Annotated in this window: 21 protein-coding genes; 10 read left to right on the top strand and 11 right to left on the bottom strand. The window is 63.2% G+C overall.

The features are described 5' to 3' along the window. Positions 1 to 83: 83 nt before the first annotated feature. A complete protein-coding gene (locus tag Q8M42_RS19905) occupies positions 84 to 1,052 on the top strand; it encodes a helix-turn-helix domain-containing protein (RefSeq protein WP_304864784.1) in 969 nt (322 codons plus the stop codon). On the opposite strand, the gene Q8M42_RS19900 is transcribed toward Q8M42_RS19905, so the two are convergent. Then, positions 1,039 to 1,422 carry a helix-turn-helix domain-containing protein gene (locus tag Q8M42_RS19900; RefSeq protein ID WP_304864782.1) on the bottom strand — a complete coding sequence of 128 codons (384 nt, stop codon included), beginning with the start codon at positions 1,420 to 1,422 and terminating at the stop codon, positions 1,039 to 1,041. The two genes, Q8M42_RS19905 and Q8M42_RS19900, sit on opposite strands and share 14 nt — an antisense overlap. Positions 1,423 to 1,649: 227 nt before the next feature. Between Q8M42_RS19900 and Q8M42_RS19895 the strand changes: the two genes are divergently transcribed. The 6 genes from Q8M42_RS19895 (at position 1,650) to Q8M42_RS19870 (ending at position 7,423) form a co-directional block, all read left to right on the top strand. Beyond that, the gene (locus Q8M42_RS19895; RefSeq protein WP_304864780.1) at positions 1,650 to 2,705 is read left to right on the top strand and encodes an SMP-30/gluconolactonase/LRE family protein; all 1,056 of its coding nucleotides are present in this window, start codon (positions 1,650 to 1,652) and stop codon (positions 2,703 to 2,705) included. 145 nt (positions 2,706 to 2,850) lie between these two features. Continuing rightward, positions 2,851 to 3,675: an alpha/beta fold hydrolase gene (locus Q8M42_RS19890; RefSeq protein ID WP_304864908.1), complete on the top strand. Its 825-nt coding sequence runs from the start codon at positions 2,851 to 2,853 to the stop codon at positions 3,673 to 3,675. A gap of 34 nt (positions 3,676 to 3,709) precedes the next feature. Continuing rightward, positions 3,710 to 4,264, top strand: coding sequence for a cysteine hydrolase family protein (locus tag Q8M42_RS19885; protein WP_304864778.1), 555 nt, complete (start codon positions 3,710 to 3,712; stop codon positions 4,262 to 4,264). Between the two features lie 8 nt (positions 4,265 to 4,272). Then, a complete protein-coding gene (locus tag Q8M42_RS19880) occupies positions 4,273 to 5,010 on the top strand; it encodes a hypothetical protein (RefSeq protein ID WP_304864776.1) in 738 nt (245 codons plus the stop codon). 73 nt (positions 5,011 to 5,083) lie between these two features. Further along, on the top strand, positions 5,084 to 6,523 hold the full coding sequence (locus tag Q8M42_RS19875) for a catalase (RefSeq protein ID WP_304864774.1): 1,440 nt from the start codon (positions 5,084 to 5,086) through the stop codon (positions 6,521 to 6,523). 33 nt (positions 6,524 to 6,556) lie between these two features. After that, on the top strand, positions 6,557 to 7,423 hold the full coding sequence (locus Q8M42_RS19870; RefSeq protein WP_304864772.1) for an alpha/beta fold hydrolase: 867 nt from the start codon (positions 6,557 to 6,559) through the stop codon (positions 7,421 to 7,423). Here Q8M42_RS19870 and argE read toward each other — a convergent pair. The 8 genes from argE to Q8M42_RS19830 form a co-directional block, all read right to left on the bottom strand. Continuing rightward, positions 7,420 to 8,583, bottom strand: coding sequence for an acetylornithine deacetylase (gene argE / locus Q8M42_RS19865; RefSeq protein ID WP_304864770.1), 1,164 nt, complete (start codon positions 8,581 to 8,583; stop codon positions 7,420 to 7,422). The two genes, Q8M42_RS19870 and argE, sit on opposite strands and share 4 nt — an antisense overlap. After that, positions 8,576 to 9,250 (bottom strand): DUF1028 domain-containing protein, encoded by a 675-nt coding sequence (locus tag Q8M42_RS19860; protein WP_304864768.1) that lies wholly within the window; start codon positions 9,248 to 9,250, stop codon positions 8,576 to 8,578. Before Q8M42_RS19860 ends, argE begins: the two co-directional genes overlap by 8 nt. A gap of 112 nt (positions 9,251 to 9,362) precedes the next feature. Beyond that, positions 9,363 to 9,782 carry a RidA family protein gene (locus tag Q8M42_RS19855; RefSeq protein ID WP_304864766.1) on the bottom strand — a complete coding sequence of 140 codons (420 nt, stop codon included), beginning with the start codon at positions 9,780 to 9,782 and terminating at the stop codon, positions 9,363 to 9,365. Between the two features lie 72 nt (positions 9,783 to 9,854). Beyond that, positions 9,855 to 11,174, bottom strand: a complete 1,320-nt coding sequence (locus Q8M42_RS19850) for an NAD(P)/FAD-dependent oxidoreductase (protein ID WP_304864764.1) — start codon at positions 11,172 to 11,174, stop codon at positions 9,855 to 9,857. A 296-nt stretch (positions 11,175 to 11,470) separates the two neighbouring features. Next, entirely contained in the window at positions 11,471 to 12,100 is a 630-nt protein-coding gene (locus Q8M42_RS19845) for a transcriptional regulator (protein ID WP_304864762.1), read from the bottom strand. Positions 12,101 to 12,181: 81 nt separating this feature from the next. After that, on the bottom strand, positions 12,182 to 13,309 hold the full coding sequence (locus Q8M42_RS19840; protein WP_304864760.1) for an FAD-binding oxidoreductase: 1,128 nt from the start codon (positions 13,307 to 13,309) through the stop codon (positions 12,182 to 12,184). After that, a complete protein-coding gene (locus Q8M42_RS19835; RefSeq protein WP_304864758.1) occupies positions 13,309 to 14,262 on the bottom strand; it encodes an ornithine cyclodeaminase family protein in 954 nt (317 codons plus the stop codon). The genes Q8M42_RS19840 and Q8M42_RS19835 overlap by 1 nt, the downstream gene beginning before the upstream one ends. A gap of 99 nt (positions 14,263 to 14,361) precedes the next feature. Further along, complete coding sequence (locus Q8M42_RS19830) at positions 14,362 to 15,309, bottom strand: GlxA family transcriptional regulator (protein WP_304864757.1); 948 nt, start codon at positions 15,307 to 15,309, stop codon at positions 14,362 to 14,364. 120 nt (positions 15,310 to 15,429) lie between these two features. Here Q8M42_RS19830 and Q8M42_RS19825 point away from each other — a divergent pair, with 120 nt between their 5' ends. From Q8M42_RS19825 to Q8M42_RS19815, 3 genes are all read left to right on the top strand, one after another. Further along, a complete protein-coding gene (locus Q8M42_RS19825) occupies positions 15,430 to 15,900 on the top strand; it encodes a nuclear transport factor 2 family protein (protein ID WP_304864755.1) in 471 nt (156 codons plus the stop codon). A gap of 179 nt (positions 15,901 to 16,079) precedes the next feature. Then, positions 16,080 to 16,400, top strand: coding sequence for a GIY-YIG nuclease family protein (locus Q8M42_RS19820; protein ID WP_304864753.1), 321 nt, complete (start codon positions 16,080 to 16,082; stop codon positions 16,398 to 16,400). Positions 16,401 to 16,466: 66 nt separating this feature from the next. Continuing rightward, the gene (locus tag Q8M42_RS19815; protein WP_304864751.1) at positions 16,467 to 17,402 is read left to right on the top strand and encodes a glutathione S-transferase family protein; all 936 of its coding nucleotides are present in this window, start codon (positions 16,467 to 16,469) and stop codon (positions 17,400 to 17,402) included. 45 nt (positions 17,403 to 17,447) lie between these two features. On the opposite strand, the gene Q8M42_RS19810 is transcribed toward Q8M42_RS19815, so the two are convergent. Beyond that, positions 17,448 to 17,765: a glutaredoxin domain-containing protein gene (locus tag Q8M42_RS19810; protein WP_304864749.1), complete on the bottom strand. Its 318-nt coding sequence runs from the start codon at positions 17,763 to 17,765 to the stop codon at positions 17,448 to 17,450. A gap of 46 nt (positions 17,766 to 17,811) precedes the next feature. Next, positions 17,812 to 18,630 carry a polyphosphate kinase 2 family protein gene (locus Q8M42_RS19805; RefSeq protein WP_304864748.1) on the bottom strand — a complete coding sequence of 273 codons (819 nt, stop codon included), beginning with the start codon at positions 18,628 to 18,630 and terminating at the stop codon, positions 17,812 to 17,814. Positions 18,631 to 18,697 lie beyond the last annotated feature (67 nt).

Here is an 18,697-nt window from a genome sequence, read left to right as displayed (position 1 = left end):
CAGATGCGAATGCTTCTACACTGGATTTGCGCGTTGATCTACGGCTGTCCAGTACCGGCGTAGGGCGCTTTTCTGGGGGCGATATGAGCCGGCTGATCTGCGCCGACTTCGACGAGTTCGAAGAGGCTTTGTACGGGGTCGAGGGGCATTACGTGCTGCGTTCGCGGCAGCAGCGCGACTGGCGTCTGCGCGTCGTCGAACTGGACGGCGTGGCCCTGATGTTCGGCCGTGAGGGCGCTGGCACCGTTTACAGCGGTGTTGGCCTGCCGGGTTTCTTCAATATCTTCCTGCCGCTGAGCCGCCACGAGTGCACCGTGCTGGGTGGTCAGCGCCTGGACCGGCGGCTGATCGGCTGGATGGTGCCCGAGGCAATGTTCCATATCGACGCCAGCCAACCGGCGAGCTGGATGACCGTGGCCATGTCCTGCGAACTGGTATTGCGTTGGGCGCAGCAGCATGAAGACGAATTCGATTCGTCGATTCTTACGCGCAATCTGATCTGCCGGGCCCAGCATGACTTGGCACCGCTGGTCTGGCTGGCGCTGCGCCTGCTGCGTATCGATCATTGCGCACCGCAGGAGCTGCATGCTCCGGCGGCCGAGAACGCAGCGCGCAACGAGCTGATGGCGCTGGTGTTCCGCAGCCTGCTGCCGGTGACTCCCGCATCGCGTAACCCGTCCGCCCAGCCCAGCCATCAGCAGATTCTGCGGCGGGCCCTGGAGCTGCTGGACGTTATGCCGGATGCTCCGTTGCATATCGTCGACCTGTGTCTGGCCTGCAGCACCTCGGAGCGCACGCTGCGCAACCTGTTTACCCGCTACCTGGGCATGAGCCCGCACCGCTACCTGATGCAGCACCGCTTGCATGCGATTCGCCGGGCCATTTTGCGCGCGGCGCCGGGGGAGACCATCACCGATATCTGTGCGCGCTTTGGCGTGTGGGATTTCGGCCGTTTCGCCGGCCTCTACCGCAGCTACTTTGGCGAATTGCCGTCGCATTCGCTGCGCAGCCGGCGGCCTGTGCCACAGGCTTTGTCGATCAGTCACCGTTGACCCCACGCTGCAAGGTAGCGCTAGGGTATTCGCCGAATAGCGCGTGGTAATCCGCCGCCATGCGGCCGCAGTCGGTGTAGCCGAAACGTTGAGCGACCTCTGCAACGCTGGCGTGGCTCTGGTCGGTCACAGCCAAAGCGGCGCGTAGCAGATGCAGGCGGCGCAGACGTAAGTAACGCGCCGGAGCCATACCCAGAGTGGCGACGAAAGCGCTGCGCAGGGTGCGTTCGCTAACTCCTACTGCGCGGCATAACTCAGCCAGGCGAGGCGTACGGCCGCTAGTGATCGGTAGCAGCTGCAGCACCTGGCTTAGCAGGCTTTCGTAAGTGGCTTGGCGAGCACGCTGGCGCGGCGTGGTGCGTAGTGACATGGCGGCGTCCTGGCCTTGGGTGATGGCGCCAGGCTGCGCCGAGCCGCGCGCTGGCGATACGTAAAACAGGCAAATCGTACGCGTTGAGCAGCTTTGCCGATTTTACGTATCGGCTACTGCTGAATACCGCCAGCATCCGACCATCGCTCGCCACCCGCTGCCCCGCATTCGGCGCCCTGACGAGCCCCCAGAAGCGTTCGAGCATCATCGACGCGAGTGGAGGCTATATGAGTCTGTCGAAGCGCAGTATGGGCATCCTCTTTCTGGTTCTGGCCGGCGCATCCGCCTGTGGGTGGGCCGAGGCCCAGGGGCCGCAGTTACTGGAGGTCGAGCCGTTTGTCGAGCTGCCAGCCGGTGTGCGCTATCCGGAAGGGCTCGCCGTTAATCCGCACAACGGCGAAATCTACGTCGGCACCTTCGATGCCCGGCAACCCGCCAGCACCCGCAATAACCAGTTGTTGCGTTATGCGGCGGCCGGCCGGCTGCTGGCGCAACGTGCGTTTGCCGCGACGCCGCTGACCGGTCTGGGTTATGCAGACGGGCAGATTTACATCCTCAATTTTGGCGCGGGCAAGCTGCAACGCATCGCGGCCGAATTTGCTGCAGACACCCCAGTCGAGGACCTGCTCGACTTCCCGCAACTGAAGCCAGCCGCACCGGCAGCGCGCACAGTCGCCAACCCGGATGGCAGCCAGGATCAGATCCACTTCGGCTCCAGCGGCATGCCCGCACCCAACGGTCTGGTATTTGCCGGCAATGGTGATCTCTACGTTTCCGACTCCTTCCAGGGCGCGCTGTATCGCATCGCCAATACCACGCGGTGTAAGCCCTGCGCGCTAGAGGTGCTGTCGCGCGATCCGCTATTGGCCACGGCGGGTTCTCTGCCCTTCGGTGCCAACGGCCTGGCCTTCAACGCCGACGAAAGTCAGCTGTATATCAATAACGCCGGTGACGGTCGCCTGCTGCGTATGCGCCTGCCGAACGGTGAGGTGCAGGTGCTGGCAGAGAGCCTGCCGGGGGCCGACGGTTTGTTATTTCACGACGGCCTGTTGTGGCTGCTGGCCAATCAGATCGACCAACTGCTGGGGCTCGACGAGCAGGGCTTGATTCGCGTACGTGCGGGCGGCTTTCAGGGCATCGCCAGCAACGGTGCGCCGCGTGACCTGCCATTGACGCCTGCCGAGGGCGATGAGTGGGAGGAACGGGTGAGCACCTGGAACCTGATGCGCGTGCGCCTGCCGCCGCCAACCAAGGGAGAGTCCGCCAATGCCGCACAACCTTGAGCAACCTTTGAATAAAGGCCGTCGCCGACTGCTGTTCGGCTCGGCCGTGCTGGCCACAACGATGTTGTTACCCCTAGGCGGTTGTGTGCGCGGCAGTGGCTTCGCAGCAACCCGTCCGCAACCTGAGAATGGAGAGCGCAAGACCATGGGCACTATTACCACTCGCGACGGCACCGAGATTTATTACAAGGACTGGGGCACAGGCCCGGTTGTGGTCCTCAGCCACGGCTGGCCACTCAACTCCGATAGCTGGGAGGCGCAGATGTTCTTCCTGGCCAGCAACGGTTACCGGGTGATCGCCCACGATCGTCGTGGCCATGGTCGCTCCAGCCAACCCTGGCATGGCAATGAGATGGACACCTACGCCGATGATCTGGCCCAGTTGCTCGATCATCTGGATGTACGCGGCGCTGCGCTGTTTGGCTTTTCCACCGGCGGCGGTGAGGTGGCGCGTTACATCGGCAAGCACGGCACGGCGCGGGTGGCCAAGGCTGGACTGATCTCGGCGGTTCCGCCACTGATGGTGCAGACCGAGGCCAATCCAGGCGGCCTGCCGCTTTCGGTGTTCGACGGCATCCGCGCCGCTTCAATCGCCGACCGTTCGCAGCTGTACAAGGACGTCGCCAGTGGCCCGTTCTTTGGCTACAACCGCCCCGGCGCCAAACCCTCCCAGGGCGTGATCGACGCCTTCTGGATGCAGGGCATGCTGGCCGGGCACAAGAACGCCTACGACTGCATCAAGGCCTTCTCCGAAACCGATTTCACTGAAGACCTGAAGAAGTTCTCTATTCCCACGCTGATCCTGCATGGCGACGACGACCAGATCGTTCCCGTGGATGCCGCTGCACGGGCCTCGGCCAAGCTGGTGCCGCACGCCAAGCTGGTGATCTACCCCGGTGCGCCGCATGGCATTACCGATACCCACAAGGAACAACTCAGTGCCGACATGTTGGCCTTTCTGCGCAGCTAAGCGGCCGGTTTACACCTATTGAGAGGACAGACACATGAGCAGCAAAACAGCTTTGATCGTGGTGGATATCCAGAACGACTACTTCCCAGGCGGCCTGTGGACCCTGAGCAAGGTCGAGGCGGCTGCCGCGAAGGCGGCACAGGTGATCGCCGCATTTCGCCAGCGTGGCGATCTGGTGGTGCATATCCGCCATGAGTTCACCAGTGCCGACGCGCCGTTCTTCCGCCCTGGCAGTGAGGGGGCGCAGCTGCACCCCAGCGTCATCAATCTGCCTAACGAGCCGGTGGTGCTCAAGCACTACATCAACTCCTTCCGTGAAACCGAGCTCAAGGCCGTACTGGATCGGCATGCCATCGAGGCCGTCGTGGTGGTGGGCAATATGAGCCATATGTGTGTGGACGGCATCACCCGCGCCGCCGTGGATTTCGGCTACGCCACCACGGTGCTGCACGACTCCTGCGCCACCCTCGACCTGGAGTTCAACGGCGTGAAAGTTCCCGCCGAGCACGTCCATGCGGCCTTTATGGCGGCGCTTAGCTTCGGCTACGCGCCGGTGATTTCCACGGCTGAGTATCTGCAAAAGCTCTAGGAGACCTTATGATACACAGGACGGCTATCGCCTTGGCAGCGCTGCTGGTCAGCCCTGCCTGGGCGCATGAGGCAGGTGGTATCCATAGCGAGAAAAGTACCCAGGTCGAAGCGGCCTTCGACCTGGTGCATACCCATGTGTTCAAGGACGGCAGCGACCTGGTGTTCGAGCAACTGGTCGACGGCCAGGCCGGCAGTCGTTTGCCCACAGCCAAGGGCAGCTTTGCCGGTGCCGAGGTCTACAGCTATGTCTGGCCGACCAGCCTGAACAGCGGCGCGGTCGGCTTCGAAGACGACTCGGGCATCCTCGCCCTGGCGCTGACCTCGCATCCGGATTTCGATGACACGCCGCAGCTCGATGAGAACGGCGACGGCGACAAGGCCAACGACGGCGGCCTGTGGCACTCGCATTGGGTTGTACTGACCAAGGAACCCAGTTGCGGCCCCAGCGGCCTCAAGGTGCGCGACATTCCCGAAGGTGCCAAGCCCAAGCTGCCGCCTACCTGGCCCGGCGTGCCGATCTACATCGACTCGCCCGGCTACGACCTCAGCGTGAAAAACGATGCCGCGCAGATTCGCGTACCGCTGTCTGCGGTCGGCTTTCCCGCCAGCTTCAACTACGACGGGGTGACCGCCGCGCTGCAGGTCAATGCCAATCTGCACGACCCGCTGTTGTGCGTTTCCAGCGTTTGGGATGTGGCCTCCGGCGACCTGTCGCTGCCGGCAACCTGGAAGTCCATGGACTAAATCATTTCGCGAAGCTGCCTCTGGCCATCATCGCCGCTGGCTGTCTAGCTCAACCGTTTGAGGAGCACCTGTCGTGTCGAAGAACAAACTGACCCATGCCACCGGTGCGCCGGTGGTCGACAATCTCAATATCCAAACCGCCGGGCCGCGTGGGCCAGCGCTGCTGCAGGATATCTGGTTGATCGAAAAACTCGCGCATTTTGACCGTGAGGTGATCCCCGAGCGGCGCATGCATGCCAAGGGCGCTGGCGCTTACGGCACCTTCACGGTGACGGGCGACATCAGCCGCTACAGCCGCGCCAATCTGTTTGCCCACATCGGCAAGCAGACGCCGCTGTTTGTGCGTTTCTCCACTGTGGCGGGGGAGCGCGGTGCGGCCGATGCCGAACGTGATATCCGCGGTTTTGCCGTGAAGTTCTACACCGATGAGGGCAACTGGGACCTGGTTGGCAATAACACTCCGGTGTTCTTTTTTCGCGATCCGATGCGCTTCCCCGATCTCAATCATGCGGTCAAACGTGATCCGCGCAGCGGCCTGCGCAGTGCCAGCAATAACTGGGATTTCTGGAGCCTGCTGCCCGAGGCGCTGCACCAGGTCACCATCACCATGAGCGAGCGCGGTATTCCGCGCAGCTATCGGCATATGCACGGTTTCGGCAGCCATACCTTCAGCCTGCTCAACGTTGATAACCAGCGGGTCTGGGTCAAGTTTCACCTGCGTTGCCAGCAGGGCATCGAGAACCTCAGCGATGCCGAGGCCGGCGCGCTGATCGGCGGAGATCGCGAAAGCCATCTGCGCGATCTCTATCAGAGCATCGAACATGGCGACTTTCCGCGCTGGACTCTGTGCATTCAGGTGATGAGCGAAGAACAGGCGCAGCGTCATCCGCATAATCCGTTCGACCTGACCAAGGTCTGGCCGCATGGCGACTTTCCGTTAATCGAGGTCGGCGTGCTGGAGCTGAACCGCAACCCGGACAACCACTTTGCCGAAGTGGAGCAGGCGGCTTTTTCGCCGGCCAACATCGTCCCCGGTATCGGTTTTTCGCCGGACAAGATGCTCCAGGCGCGGCTGTTTTCCTACGGCGACGCCCAGCGCTATCGGCTGGGTGTGAACTTCAATCAGATCCCGGTCAACGCCCCGCGCTGCCCTTATCACAGCTACCACCGCGACGGCGCCATGCGCACCGATGGCAACCAGGGCTCGACCATCGCCCATTACCCCAATAGCCAGGGCATCTGGGAGGATCAGCAGGAACTGCGCGAGCCGCCGCTGCCGCTCGACGGCAGTGCGACCAACTGGGATCACCGCATCGACGAGGATCATTACCAGCAACCTGGCGACTTGTTCCGCCTGATGAGCCCGGCGCAACAGCAGGCGCTATTCGATAACACGGCCAGAGCGCTCGGTGATGCGGCTGACGCGATCAAGCAGCGGCATATCGGCAACTGCAGCAAGGCCGATCCGGCCTACGGCGCTGGCGTGGCGCAGGCGCTTGAGCGGCTGCGTTAAAGCTGAAGAGTCTTTGATTTGGAGCGAGTAATCATGAGCCTTTCCAATTCCGCCAGCTCAGTAGCCAATCAGTTCGTCGAGGTCGGCGGCCGCCGTCTGGCGTATCGCGTAATCGGCGAGGGCACACCGCTGGTGCTGTGCCTGCGCTTCAGGGGCGTCATGGACGATTGGGACCCTGCCTTTCTCGATGCGCTCGCCGCGCGGGGCTTGCGGGTTTATATCTTCGACTACAGCGGGCTGGGTTGGTCCACGGGCCAGCCGAGCTATGACCCAGGTTCATTGGCCAAGGACGCCATCGAGCTGATCGGCGCGCTGCAGCTGGGCAGGGTGGTGCTGGGTGGTTGGTCAATCGGCGGCGTGGCGGCGCAACTGGTGTTGTTGCAAGCGCCGCAACTGCTCAGCCATCTGCTGCTGATTGCCACCACACCGCCCGGCCACCTGGTCAAAACCGGCGAGCCACAGTTCTACCAGCTGGCCGCTCGCGACAATGATTTCGAGGATTTCGTCAGCCTGTTTTTCGAGCCGACCTCGGCGAGCAGTCGCGAGGCGGCGTCGCGTTCGGCCGAGCGTATTGCCCAACGCAGTGAAGGGCGCTGCACGCCGGTGCCTTATGCCTGGGCCGCGCAGTCCCTGGGCGACGGGCCGCGCAACCCGATGTTTCCGCTGCAGGCGGCGCTGGATGCGCTCAAGCAAACGCAAACCCCGGTGCTGCACGTGGGCGGCGACCACGACATCGTTTTCCCCGTGGAGAACTGGTACGCGCTCAATCGCACCTTGCCCACCCTGCAGCTGCTGACCTTGCCCAGCACCGGGCATGGCCCGCAGTCGCAATATCCCGAGGCCAGTGCTGCGTATATCGCGGCGTTTATTTCAGGGGAGCGCGCTGCTGATCAGGCCTAGGCACTTTCCTGCAGCCAATCGGCCAAACGTGCCAACAGCGCATCGCAGCCATCGAGCTGCTGCTGGCTGACAAACTCATCCGGCTTATGGCCCTGCTCCATGCTGCCGGGGCCGCAGACCATGGTGGGGATGCCGACTTGGTGGAACAGGCCGCCTTCGGTGCCGAAGGCAACGGTGCTGTATTCTCGGCTGCCGCTAAGTAGCGCCAGCAGTTCGGCCGCTTCGCTATGCGGATCGGTGGCCAGGCCGGGGTAGGCCGACAGTGGCTGGAAGTCGATGGCGCTGGCGCTGCTGCGTTGACGCATCTGTGGCAGCAGTTCCGTTTCGGCGTAGGCGCGCAGTTCATCGGCGACCTGTTGCGGATCATCGCTGGGCAGGGCGCGTACCTCGAAGTCGAACTGGCAGTCGGCGGGGACGATATTCAGCGCGCGCCCGCCGCTGATCAGCCCGGTTTGCACCGTGGAGTAGGGCGGATCGAAGCGCGCATCCTGACGTTCGACTGCGCTCAAACGCTGGCCGATTTCACCGAGCCGATTGATCAGTTTGGCGGCGTATTCGATGGCATTCACCCCCTGAGGTGCATAGGCCGAGTGGCACGCCGCGCCCTGTACCTGGCAGCGCATGGCCAGCTTGCCTTTATGGCCAAGCACCGGTTTGAGTTCAGTGGGTTCGCCAATTACGCACAGCACGGGTTTGTTGGGGCGCTGCTGCAGGTCGGCGAGCAGCGAACGCACGCCCAGGCAGCCGACTTCTTCGTCATAGGAAAACGCCAGATGCACTGGCAGGCGCAGCGGCAGGGCGAGAAAGCGCGGCACGGCGGCCAGTACGCAGGCGATAAAACCCTTCATATCGGCAGTGCCACGGCCATACAGCTTGCCGTCGCGTTCGCTCAGCTCGAAGGGCGGTAGCGTCCAGGCCTGGCCATCCACCGGCACCACGTCACTGTGCCCGGACAGCAGTACGCCGCCACGGTCTAGCGGGCCGATGGTGGCGTACAGATTGGCCTTGCTGCGCTGCGCGTTGTAGTCGATCTCGCAGGCCACGCCGAGCTTGTTGAGGTAGTCGAGAACGAACTCAATCAGCGCCAGGTTGGAGTCGCGGCTGACGGTGGGGAAGGCCACGAGTTCGGCGAGCAGGTCGCGGCTGCTGGGATTACTCATCGCCGGGTACGCCGTAGCTGGGGGCGCGGGTTGGATCGAGGGCGCGGATTACATAGTCCTGCATCTGCGGCCGGTAGGCCTGCCAGAGGCTGTCCAACTGGCCAGTCGGGTTGTCATCGGCCCAGTCCACACGCAGGTCGATCAGCGGCCAGGTGAGGTCGTCCACCACCTTAAGCGCCGCCGAATGCACCGGCCCGGCTTCGCCACCGGCCGCCATGGCTGCGTGCATGGCCGCGAGCAGGCGGTCGGCCAGCAGCCCTTGGCTGTGCTCGAAGGCGTCGATCATGGCGGCGATCACTGCGGGCGATGCCAGCAGGTTGCCGGCCGCCACGCATTGCTCGCCGGCCAGGGCGTTGTGCAGGCCCAGCGCTTCGCTGCCGGAAAACAGTGCGCTGCGGCCCTGGCTGTCGAGCAGCGCGACCTGGCGATACTGGCTGTAGCCGTTGCGACTGAGCGCCTGGTCCAGCGCCGCCGCCGGTTCCAGCCCGGCTTCCAAGGCATCGAGAATCTGCGGGCCGAGGGCCGGCAGGGTGATGTTCTGGCTGGCCACCGCGCCAACCCCGGCGCGCAGCCAGGGGCAGCGGGCGCCAACGGCAATGCTCGATGAGCTGATGGCGATGCCCAGCTGGCCGGTTTCGGCGCAGCGACCGACGATGGAAAAGGTCATGCTTACTCCTTGTAATTGCTCGGGTGGATCGGGGCGCGTAGCTGACGCTTCACCCATCTGCCATGTGTTACTCGGTGGACGGAAAAAGCGCCGTCCACCCTACTTATCTCGCTTATGGCTGGCTGTCTGGAATTACCGCGATTACGTCGATCTCCATCAACCACTCCGGCTGGCCGAGGCCGCTGATCACCAGGCCGGTGGAGATCGGGAACACGCCTTTGAGCCACTTGCCGACTTCCTGGTAGACCGGTTCGCGGTAGCGCGGGTCGATCAGGTAGGTGGTGGTTTTGACGATATGCGACAGGTCGCTGCCGGCCTCTTCGAGCAGTTGCTTGACGTTCTTCATGGCCTGCTCAGCCTGCGCGCGCGGGTCGCCGAGGCCGACCAATTTGCCGCTAAAGTCGGTGCCGATCTGACCGCGTACATACACGGTGTTGCCGGCGCGCACGGCTTGGCACAGGTCGTTGTCCAGGCTCTGGTTGGGGTAGGTGTCTTTGGTGTTGAACATGCGGATGCGGGTATGGGTAGGCATCGACGTGCTTCCTGTAAGCAGAGTGGTTGAGGAGGCCCCGCAGGGCCTCGGTCGGCAAGCTGGGTAGGGCGCTCAGTCAGCGCGCTGCCGCGCGTTGCTATCGCGATAGGCCAGGTAGGTGCGTTGCGTGGCGATATGCCCGGCAACGTGTTTGGCGTCGTGCCACACGCCCCAGATAAAGCTCGAACCACGGCGCGACAGCCACGGTAGGCCGAGGAAGTACACCCCCGGCTCGCTGGAGACACCGCGCTGATGCTGCGGCTTGCCCTTGGCGTCGAAGGCGTTTACCTGCAGCCAGCTGAAATCCACGGCATAGCCCGTGGCCCAGATGATTGAGGTGACGCCGGCCTTGGCCAGGTCCAGTTCGAGCAGCGGCTTGGTCACGCAGTCCGGGTCCGGATAGCTGGCGCGGGCCTCGGGTTCTTCCGGCAGGTCGAGGCCATTGCGGGCGATATAGGCATCGGCGGCATCCAACAGCGCCAGGTAGTTCGTATCGCCGTTCTTGAGGTTCTCCAGCAGGTCCTGCTGGAAGGTCACTACGCCGTTGTCGAAAGCTTTGGTCAGCCCGACTAGGGTCATGCCCTGATGGGCCAGGCCACGGAAATCTACGGTATGGCCACCCCGAGCGCCGCTGACGGCGATGGTCACGTGCTCCTTGCCCGGCTGGGCGGCTTCCGCGTCCCACTCGCCGAGCACGCCAAGCCACCAGCAGAAGTCACGGTTGCGGTAGCTGCGCGGCGGCCGGTCGTGCGGGCCAACCGATAGATAGACCTTGCGCCCGGCGCGCTGCAGTTCATCGGCGATTTGCACGCCTGACGAGCCGGCACCGACCACCAGCACCGCGCCCTCGGGCAGTTGCTGCGGGTTGAAGTACTGCGCGGAGTGGATCTGCGTCAGTTGCTCGTCCTTGGGTGCAATCGGCGGGATCACCGGGCGTTGGAACGGCCCTGTGGCGCAGACCACGCGGTTGGCCTGGATCACGCCAGCGGAGGTTTCAATGGTGAAGCCTGGACGGTCGCTGTTGCGTACCACTGTCTTCACCTCCACGCCGGTACGGATCGGCGCGTCGAACTTCTTGGCGTAGGCCTCGAAGTAGGCGGCCATGCGTTCTTTCGGCGCGAAGGCGTCGGCGTCGAGGTCGTCGAATTCAAGACCAGGGAAGCGGTCGTGCCAGGCCGGGCCGTTGGCCACCAGCGAATCCCAGCGCCCGGTGCGCCAGGCTTCGGCGATGCGGTTGCGTTCCAGCACCAGGTGCGGCACGCCGAGTTTGCTCAGGTGCTCGCTGATGGCCACACCGGCCTGACCGGCACCGACCACCAGGGTGTCGATTTCTGTTCCTTCAAGGTTCACGCCGGTGTGCATGCGCAAGGCGCTTTGATTCAGATCGGTCATGGCAGGGTCCTCTGATTCCGAACGTTATTGTTCTAGTGCGGCGATGTGTGGGGCTTGGCCGCATTCTGTTCGGAGCTGAGGAATGGCGAAATTATGATTTTTGTCGTCGCTGGCAAGGTAAAAGCGTGCCCGCCTGCAAAGCGCCGGTGCGGCTTGGCGGAGGGCTTGGGCTATAGGTTTTTTAGCGCTAGAGGCGACAAATTAGCTGGTGTGGCGAGCTACCAACGCACTTGCCACGTTGGTCTTTTGCCCAGTGAGGATAATGGCAGGTCAGCGTTGCACTGATCCGTCAGGTGTTAGTCAGCCTTGATCTCTTTAAGGTGTTTGTACACCGTCGCCCTGCCCATATTCAGCACGTTGGCAATGTAGTTGGCGGCGCTTTTGCCTTTGAAGGCGCCCTCGGCGTGCAGAGCTTCGACCAGTTCGCGTTTGTGCTCGCGGGTCAGCAGGCTGAGGCCGAGTTGGCGCTGGCGCAGCCAGCTGTGCAGGAAGGTGTTGATGCGCTCCTGCCAGTCGTCGCGGAACAGCGCGTCGGGCTGCGGCACCAGTTTGCTGGAGGAAAGAAACAGATCCAGCGCCTGCTTGGCGGTCTCGAACAGCGAGATATTCAGGTTGATGCACAGTACCGCGATGGGGGTGCCGGCGGCGTCGCGCAGCACGCTGCTGACCGAGCGGATTTTCTGGCCGTCCCAGTTGAGCTTTTCGTAGGGGCCGATGGTGCGTTCATCGACTTCGCCGCTGAGCATGTCTTCCAGCGCAGCGTCATCGCCGATCACGCGCTTGGAGATGTTGTTGGCGATGTAGTCGACCTTTTGCGTGCGCAGGTCGTGCAGCACCACTTCGGCGTGGGGGAAGAACAGCGTGGCGATGGCGTCGGCGATGGTGCGGTAGTTGTCCAGCTCGGGGGCAGGGCGGGGCGGCGTCATGCGGCTAACTCTTCGGGCTCGGTGGGCGTTGCGAGTGTGCCGCAAAGCGCCCGAGGCGTCATCCTTGGGCGCTGCGACTGATTATTTGAGCAAGCGAGCGGGGGAGAGCATGGCTTCCGTCAGGCCAAACTGGCGCAAATGCTCGGGCAACGGTTCGCCACGGGCCAGAGCCGCACAGGCCATGCCCATGGCCGCCGAGGTCTGGATGCCGTAACCGCCTTGTGCGGCGACCCAGAAAAAGCCTGCCACCTGCGGGTCGAAACCGCCTACCAGATCGCCGTCGGCGACAAAGGAGCGCAGGCCGGCCCAGGTATGCGCCGGGCGACGAATGCTCAGGCTGGTGTGCTCTTCGATCTGGTAGATGCCCAGGGCGATATCCAGCTCTTCCGGCTGTACATCGTGGGGCTCGACCGGGTCGGCGTTTGCGGGCGAGCCGAGCAGCAGGCCGGCGTCGGGCTTGAAGTAGAAGGATTCATCCAGGCTGACCACGCAGGGCCAGGCATGGCAGTCGATACCTTCCGGCCCGTTAAATGTGAAGGCCGCCCGCCGTTTTGGGATCAAACCGATGGGCGCCACACCGGCCAGGGCGGCGATCTGGTCGCACCAGCCGCCGGCGGCATTGATCAGCACCTTGGCGCGGTATTGCGTGTTGCCACAGTCCACCAGCCAAGCGGCGCCGTCGCGCTGGATGCGCAGCACTTCGCAGCTAGTGTGGATTTCCCCGCCCTGCTGGCGAATGCCGCGCAGATAGCCCTGGTGCAGGGCGTCGGTGTCGATATCGGCGGCGCTGGGGTCGAGCATCGCGGCCTGCACCTTGTCGCGGCGCAGCACCGGCACCATGGCGCAGGCTTCATCGGCGCTAAGCAGGCGCATCTCCGGCACGCTGGCTTTGCCGCTATCGAACTGGCGTTGCAGCTCGGCGGCGTCGCCGGTGAAATCCACCACCAGTTCGCCGCGTGGGGTCAGCAGCGGGTGTTCGGCAAAACCTGCCGGAGGCGCGTCGTAGAACGCGCGGCTGGCGGCGGTTAGGGCGCGCACCTGGGTTGTGCCGTAGGCCACGGTGTAGAGCGCGGCGGAGCGGCCTGTGGAGTGATAACCGGGCAGTTGCTCACGCTCCAGCAGGATGGTTTTGCCATGGGACGCGAGAAAGTAGCCAGTCGAGGCACCGGCAATGCCGGCGCCGATGATCAGGTAGTCCGCCTGGTGCATCAGCAGGCCTCCTGCTTGAGCTGGTACAGCGCGTGGGCTAGGGCGACATCTTCCAGGCCCAGGCCGATGGAGCGGAAAAATACCGAGCGGCGGTAGTCCGGGCGCACGGCCTTAGCGCTGACGAGTTCGGCCAGATCACCGAGGATATCGGCGCTGTTCCAGCCTAGGCGGCTGGCCAGGAGCATTTCCCCCGCGCTATCCGGGGTGGTGGCGCGGTAGTCGCAGTAGACATCCATATTCAGCAGGCTGGCGGGCGTTACTTCATGGGCGCGCGGCGCGTTGGTGCTGATCGAGGTGATCAGCGCCGGTTTATCCAGCTCGACGGGATCGAGCAGTGGTTTCGCCGATGAGGTGCAGAGCATCACCACGTCGGCATCGCGAATGGCGTCTGCCTGGCTGGCGCACAGCTGTATGCGCGAATCGAGTTGCTGCAGCTTGAGCAGCTGCGCGCCGGTTTTGCCGGCCAGGCCGGGCGAGTAGAGGCGGATGCTTTGCCAGGGGCGCAGCTGTTTGGCGTAATGCACATGGGCCTGCGCCACGGCGCCGCTGCCGATCACCGCCAGGCGGCTGGCCTGGGGCGCGGCCAGGGCATCCACAGCCACTGCGGTGGTGGCGGCGGTGCGCGCGGTGGTCAGGCTACCGGCGTCGCACAGCAGCAGCGGCTGGCCAGTCTGCATCGACATCAGCAGGGTCCAGGCGGTAACCAGCGGGCCTTGCTCGCGGACGATATAGGGTGAAGTTTTCACCCCGTAAACGCCGGCCCCGGCCAGCACACCGAGGTAGTTGATAAAGTCGCCGCCGCCATTGGGGAACTCCACCAGTTGCTGCGCCGGTTGCGCTGCATTACCAGCGGCTAGCTCGCGGAACATGGCGACCATGGCCTGGTGTACATCGACCTGGGCCAGCAGCTGTTCGGCTGCGCTTTTATCCAGCACATAAGGGGTGGTCGACATGAGCAGCTCCGCAACGAATTGAACAATTAATTCCATTTTGGACTTTAAGGTATAAATCGACAAGCGTTGGCGCGGCAAGTTGATACGTTGCTGCGACGTTTAGTTCGCTTGGCGTAGGCGCTTGCGGAACGCCCCAGGGCTTTCCCCGCAGAGCTGCTTGAACAGCTTGGCAAAGGTGGCGCGGTCGGCGTAACCGACCTGTTCGGCGATCTGCTCCAGTGACGCCGGGCTACGCAGGGCGCGCTGCGCGGCGCTGATACGCACGCGCTGCAGGTAGTCATTGGGCGTTAGTCCGGTACTGGCCTTGAAGCGCCGCAACAGGGTGCGCGATGAGCAATTGGCCTGAGCGGCCAGGCGCTTGAGGTCAATCGCTTCGCCATGATGACGCTGCAGCCACTGCAACACGGGGGTGAGCGGGCAATCGCTGCTGGGCGCCGGCAGCAGCGGGGCAAAACGTGATTGCAGGCCACGCTGGCTGTCGAATACCAGAGCATTAGCCACCTGCTGCGCCAGGCCGGCGCCGCCATGCTGGGCGATCAGATGCAGGCACAGGTCGAGCCCTGCATGTGCACCGCCAGAGCTGAGCAGGTGGCCGTCCTCGCAGACCAGTTGTTCAATCTGCAATTTGACCCGCGGATAACGCTGACGAAACTGGTCGGCCAGCGCCCAGTGAGTAGTGGCGCATCGGCCGTCGAGCAGGCCAGCGGCGGCCAGGAGAAAGGCGCTGCTGCACAGGCTGGCCAGTTGCTGGCGCTGCGGTCGTTGCGCGAGCCAGGGCAGCAGCGCAGTGTTATCGCTCAGGGTGCTGTCGATGGCGCTGCCAGTGGCGGCGAGCAGAATCAGGTCTATATCCGCGGCCAAGCTTAGATCGCCATCGACCTGGATCTGCGCAAAGCCCAGATCAACCGCTTGCCCATTCAGGCTGACACGCTGCAACTCAAACAGCCGCTGCTCGGCCAGGCGGTTGGCCAGGACAAAAGCGTCCATGGCCATGCTCAGGCTGGAGCATACGGTTTGCGGGCAGACATACAGGGCGATTTTCAGCATGACGTGTTCAGGCTTGATAAAGGTTTGGCGATTATTGACACAAGTGTGTCTTTTTCGCCAATCGCGCAGTGGCGATTTAACGGCAATACTGCTCGCACGTTCCCTTTCGGAGTTCGCCCCATGACTCACCCCAACGCCGCGCTGATCACCCGTTTCTACCAGGCCTTCCAGCAGCTGGATGCCGAGACCATGGCCAGCTGTTACAGCGAGGACGTGCAGTTCAGTGACCCGGTGTTTACCGACCTGCGCGGTGCGGCCGCCGGTGATATGTGGCGCATGCTCTGCGCCAAGGCTCAGGGCTTTTCCCTGACCTTTGACGGCGTGGCAGCGGATGAGCATTCCGGCAAGGCGCGCTGGGTGGCGACCTATACCTTTAGCCAGACCGGCAATCAGGTGGTTAACCATATCGAGGCTACCTTCCGCTTTCGCGACGGCAAAATCAGCGAGCACCGCGATCACTTCGATCTGTGGCGTTGGGCCGGCCAGGCGCTGGGTCTTAAGGGCCGTCTGCTGGGCTGGGCGCCGTTTGTGCAGAACGCCATTCGCCAGCAGGCGGGGAAAGGGTTGGCGGCCTTCCAGAAGAGTCGTTAACAGTCCGTTGAGAAACTACCTACGTTGGCAATACTGCGTTAAAAACAGACTCGGAATGCTCATGTACAAAAGTACACTCCGCTTCCTCGCCTGTTTTTGCCTTGTCTTGCCTGCCTCGCCTACGTTTTCAACGGTCTGTTAAGCTCGGCGACCTTGCTCATTGCCTGCCGATTTAACTGATGCCTGACTCCTCTTCTGCGCCTGAAACACCTGCCGCCAAGCCCTGGTTTGTCTATCTGGTGCGGGCGGCCAATGGCGCGCTGTACTGCGGCATCAGCGACGATCCGTACAAGCGCTTCACCAAGCACCAGAGCGGCAAGGGTGCGCGCTTTTTCCATTCCAGCCCGGCGCAGGCCCTGGTGTATATCGAACCCTGTGCCGGCAAAGGCGATGCGCTGCGCCGCGAGCGAGCGGTCAAGGCCATGAGCAAGCGGGCCAAGGAAGTCCTGGTCGCTGCCATGCCTGTTATCGCTCTAGCTGATAACGCACCATCAGGCTAAGCGGGTAGGCCGCCACGGCTTGCGCGGTTAAGCTGCTGGTCTACCTGAACTGCTGCGGAGCCTGTCATGCACGAGTTGATCCTGCACCATTACCCGACCTCGCCCTTTGCCGAAAAGGCGCGGTTGATGCTCGGTTTCAAGCAGCTGTCCTGGCGCTCGGTGCTGATCCCGCCAATCATGCCCAAGCCGGATCTGACTGCCCTGACCGGCGGTTACCGCAAGACGCCGGTGCTGCAGGTCGGCGCGGATATCTACTGCGATACCGCGCTGATCGCCCGTCGCCTGGAAGCCGAAAAAGCCACCCCGGCGCTGTTTCCTGAAGGCCAGGAATTTAACGTCGCCTGCTTCGCCCAGTGGGCCGACTCCCAGGTGTTTCTGCATGCGGTGAGCCTGGTGTTCCAGCCGGAATCCATCGCGGCGCGCTTTGGCAAGCTGCCACCGGAATTTCTCAAGACTTTTATTGCCGACCGCTCGACCCTGTTTAACGGCGGCCTGGCGACGCGTATTCCGCTGGACGTGGCCAAGCACCAGTGGCCCACGCTGATGACGCGACTGCAGCAACAGCTTGAGCGCGAGCCAGGCGACTTCCTCTTCGGCGAGCCGTCGCTGGCCGATATCGCCATGGCCCACCCTTTGTGGTTCCTGCGTGGTACCCCGGTGACTGCGCCGCTGGTTGATGCCTACCCGGCAGTGACCGCTTGGCTGGCGAGGGTGCTGGATTTCGGCCACGGATCGTTCAGCGATATAAGCGCAGCTGAGGCCATTGAAGTGGCCCGTGAGGCGAGCCCTGCGGCTTTGCCGGATGCCGCGCTGGTTGATCCTAATGGCTTCACCGTCGGCCAGCAGGTGGCGATTTCCGCCATCGATTACGGCGTGGATGCAGTGGAAGGCGAGCTGGTGTTCAGCGGCACTGAAGAACTGATCCTGCGCCGCGAAGACCCGCGCGCCGGCACCGTGCATGTGCATTTCCCCCGCCTGGGCTTTGCTATCAAGGCGCTGTAAGGCTGCAATGCTCGGCGCGCCCTGTTGCAGGACTGCGCCGAGATTTCAGTACGCGGCGCGCATCGCTTGGGGGTCGTAGCCGTGAATAAGGGTGCCCTTGATATCCAGCAAGGGCACGCCGCGCCCGCCCAGGGCCTTGAAGGTCGCCTGGCCGGCGGGGTCTTTCTCGATATCGATTTCCCGGTAGGCAATCTGGTCCTGCGCCAGTTGCTCGCGGGTTTTCGCGCAGTAGCCGCACCATTGCGTGGCATACAACACCACTTCGCCTGGTCGTTCGGCCAGCGGCGGTTGCAACCAGCGTTGCACCGTGTCCCAGTGCTGGAACAGTGCCAAGGCGCATAGCAGCAGGATGACTTTCTTCATGGGCGTTCCTTTGCCTTCTTGTGTTGAGGGTCTAGTGAGCCGTGCGCTAACTGCGCTGCAAATCTTCCAAGCTGAACGGCAGCGGGGTATCCGGCCAGTCCAGCTGCAGGCCTTCCAGCTCGCGGGCCAACAGGCTGGCCACCAGCCAGTCGCGCAACCAGCGATGATCGGCTGGGATCACATACCAGGGCGCTGCGTCGCTGTGGCTGGCTGTTAGCTGCTCGGCCCAGCGCTGTTGGCGCAGCTCAAACTCGCGATAGGACTGCAGGTCGCTGCTGTGCAGTTTCCAGCGTTTATGCGGCTGCTCCAGGCGTTCCTGTAGGCGTTGCTTTTGTTCATGCCTGGATAGCTGCAAAAAGCATTTCAGCGGCTGAATTGACTGACTGATCAGTTGCGCCTCGAAGGCTTGAATCGCCTGCTGGCGCGCGGGCAGCTCTGCGACGCTGCACAGGCCATCCAGCGGATCGCTGATCAGTCCTTCGTAGTGGCTGCGGTTGAATACCTCAAGCAGGCCCGCCCCGGGCAAGCGCCGCTGGTAGCGCCAGAGAAAGTCATGGCGTTGCTCGCAGGCATCGGGTTTCTGAAAACTATGGATGCGCAGACCCTGCGGATCGAAGCTGCTGATCACCCGGCGAATCACCCCATCCTTACCGGAGCAATCGGTGCCTTGCAGGATCAGCAGCAGGGCGTTGCGCTGGTTGGCCCAGAGCATGCGCTGTTGCTGGTTGAGCCAGGGGCGCAGTTCGGCCAGAGCCCGTTTGGCCGTTTGCTTATCCAGGCCGAAATCGCGTGCCGGGTCCTGGGCAAAGGGCGCTATCGGGTCACAGCGGCAGGCATCCAGCAGGCTATCCGGCAGGCGGCTCATGGATGTGACAGGCCGTTTAAAAACGTAGGCGAGGCAGCCGAGGCAAGGCAAAAACAGGCGAAAAAGC

Source organism: Pseudomonas sp. (genome assembly GCF_030684895.1).
Taxonomy (GTDB): domain Bacteria; phylum Pseudomonadota; class Gammaproteobacteria; order Pseudomonadales; family Pseudomonadaceae; genus Aquipseudomonas.
The sequence above is the reverse complement of the archived record's forward strand: the minus strand, read 5'-3'. Positions and strand labels throughout refer to the sequence as shown.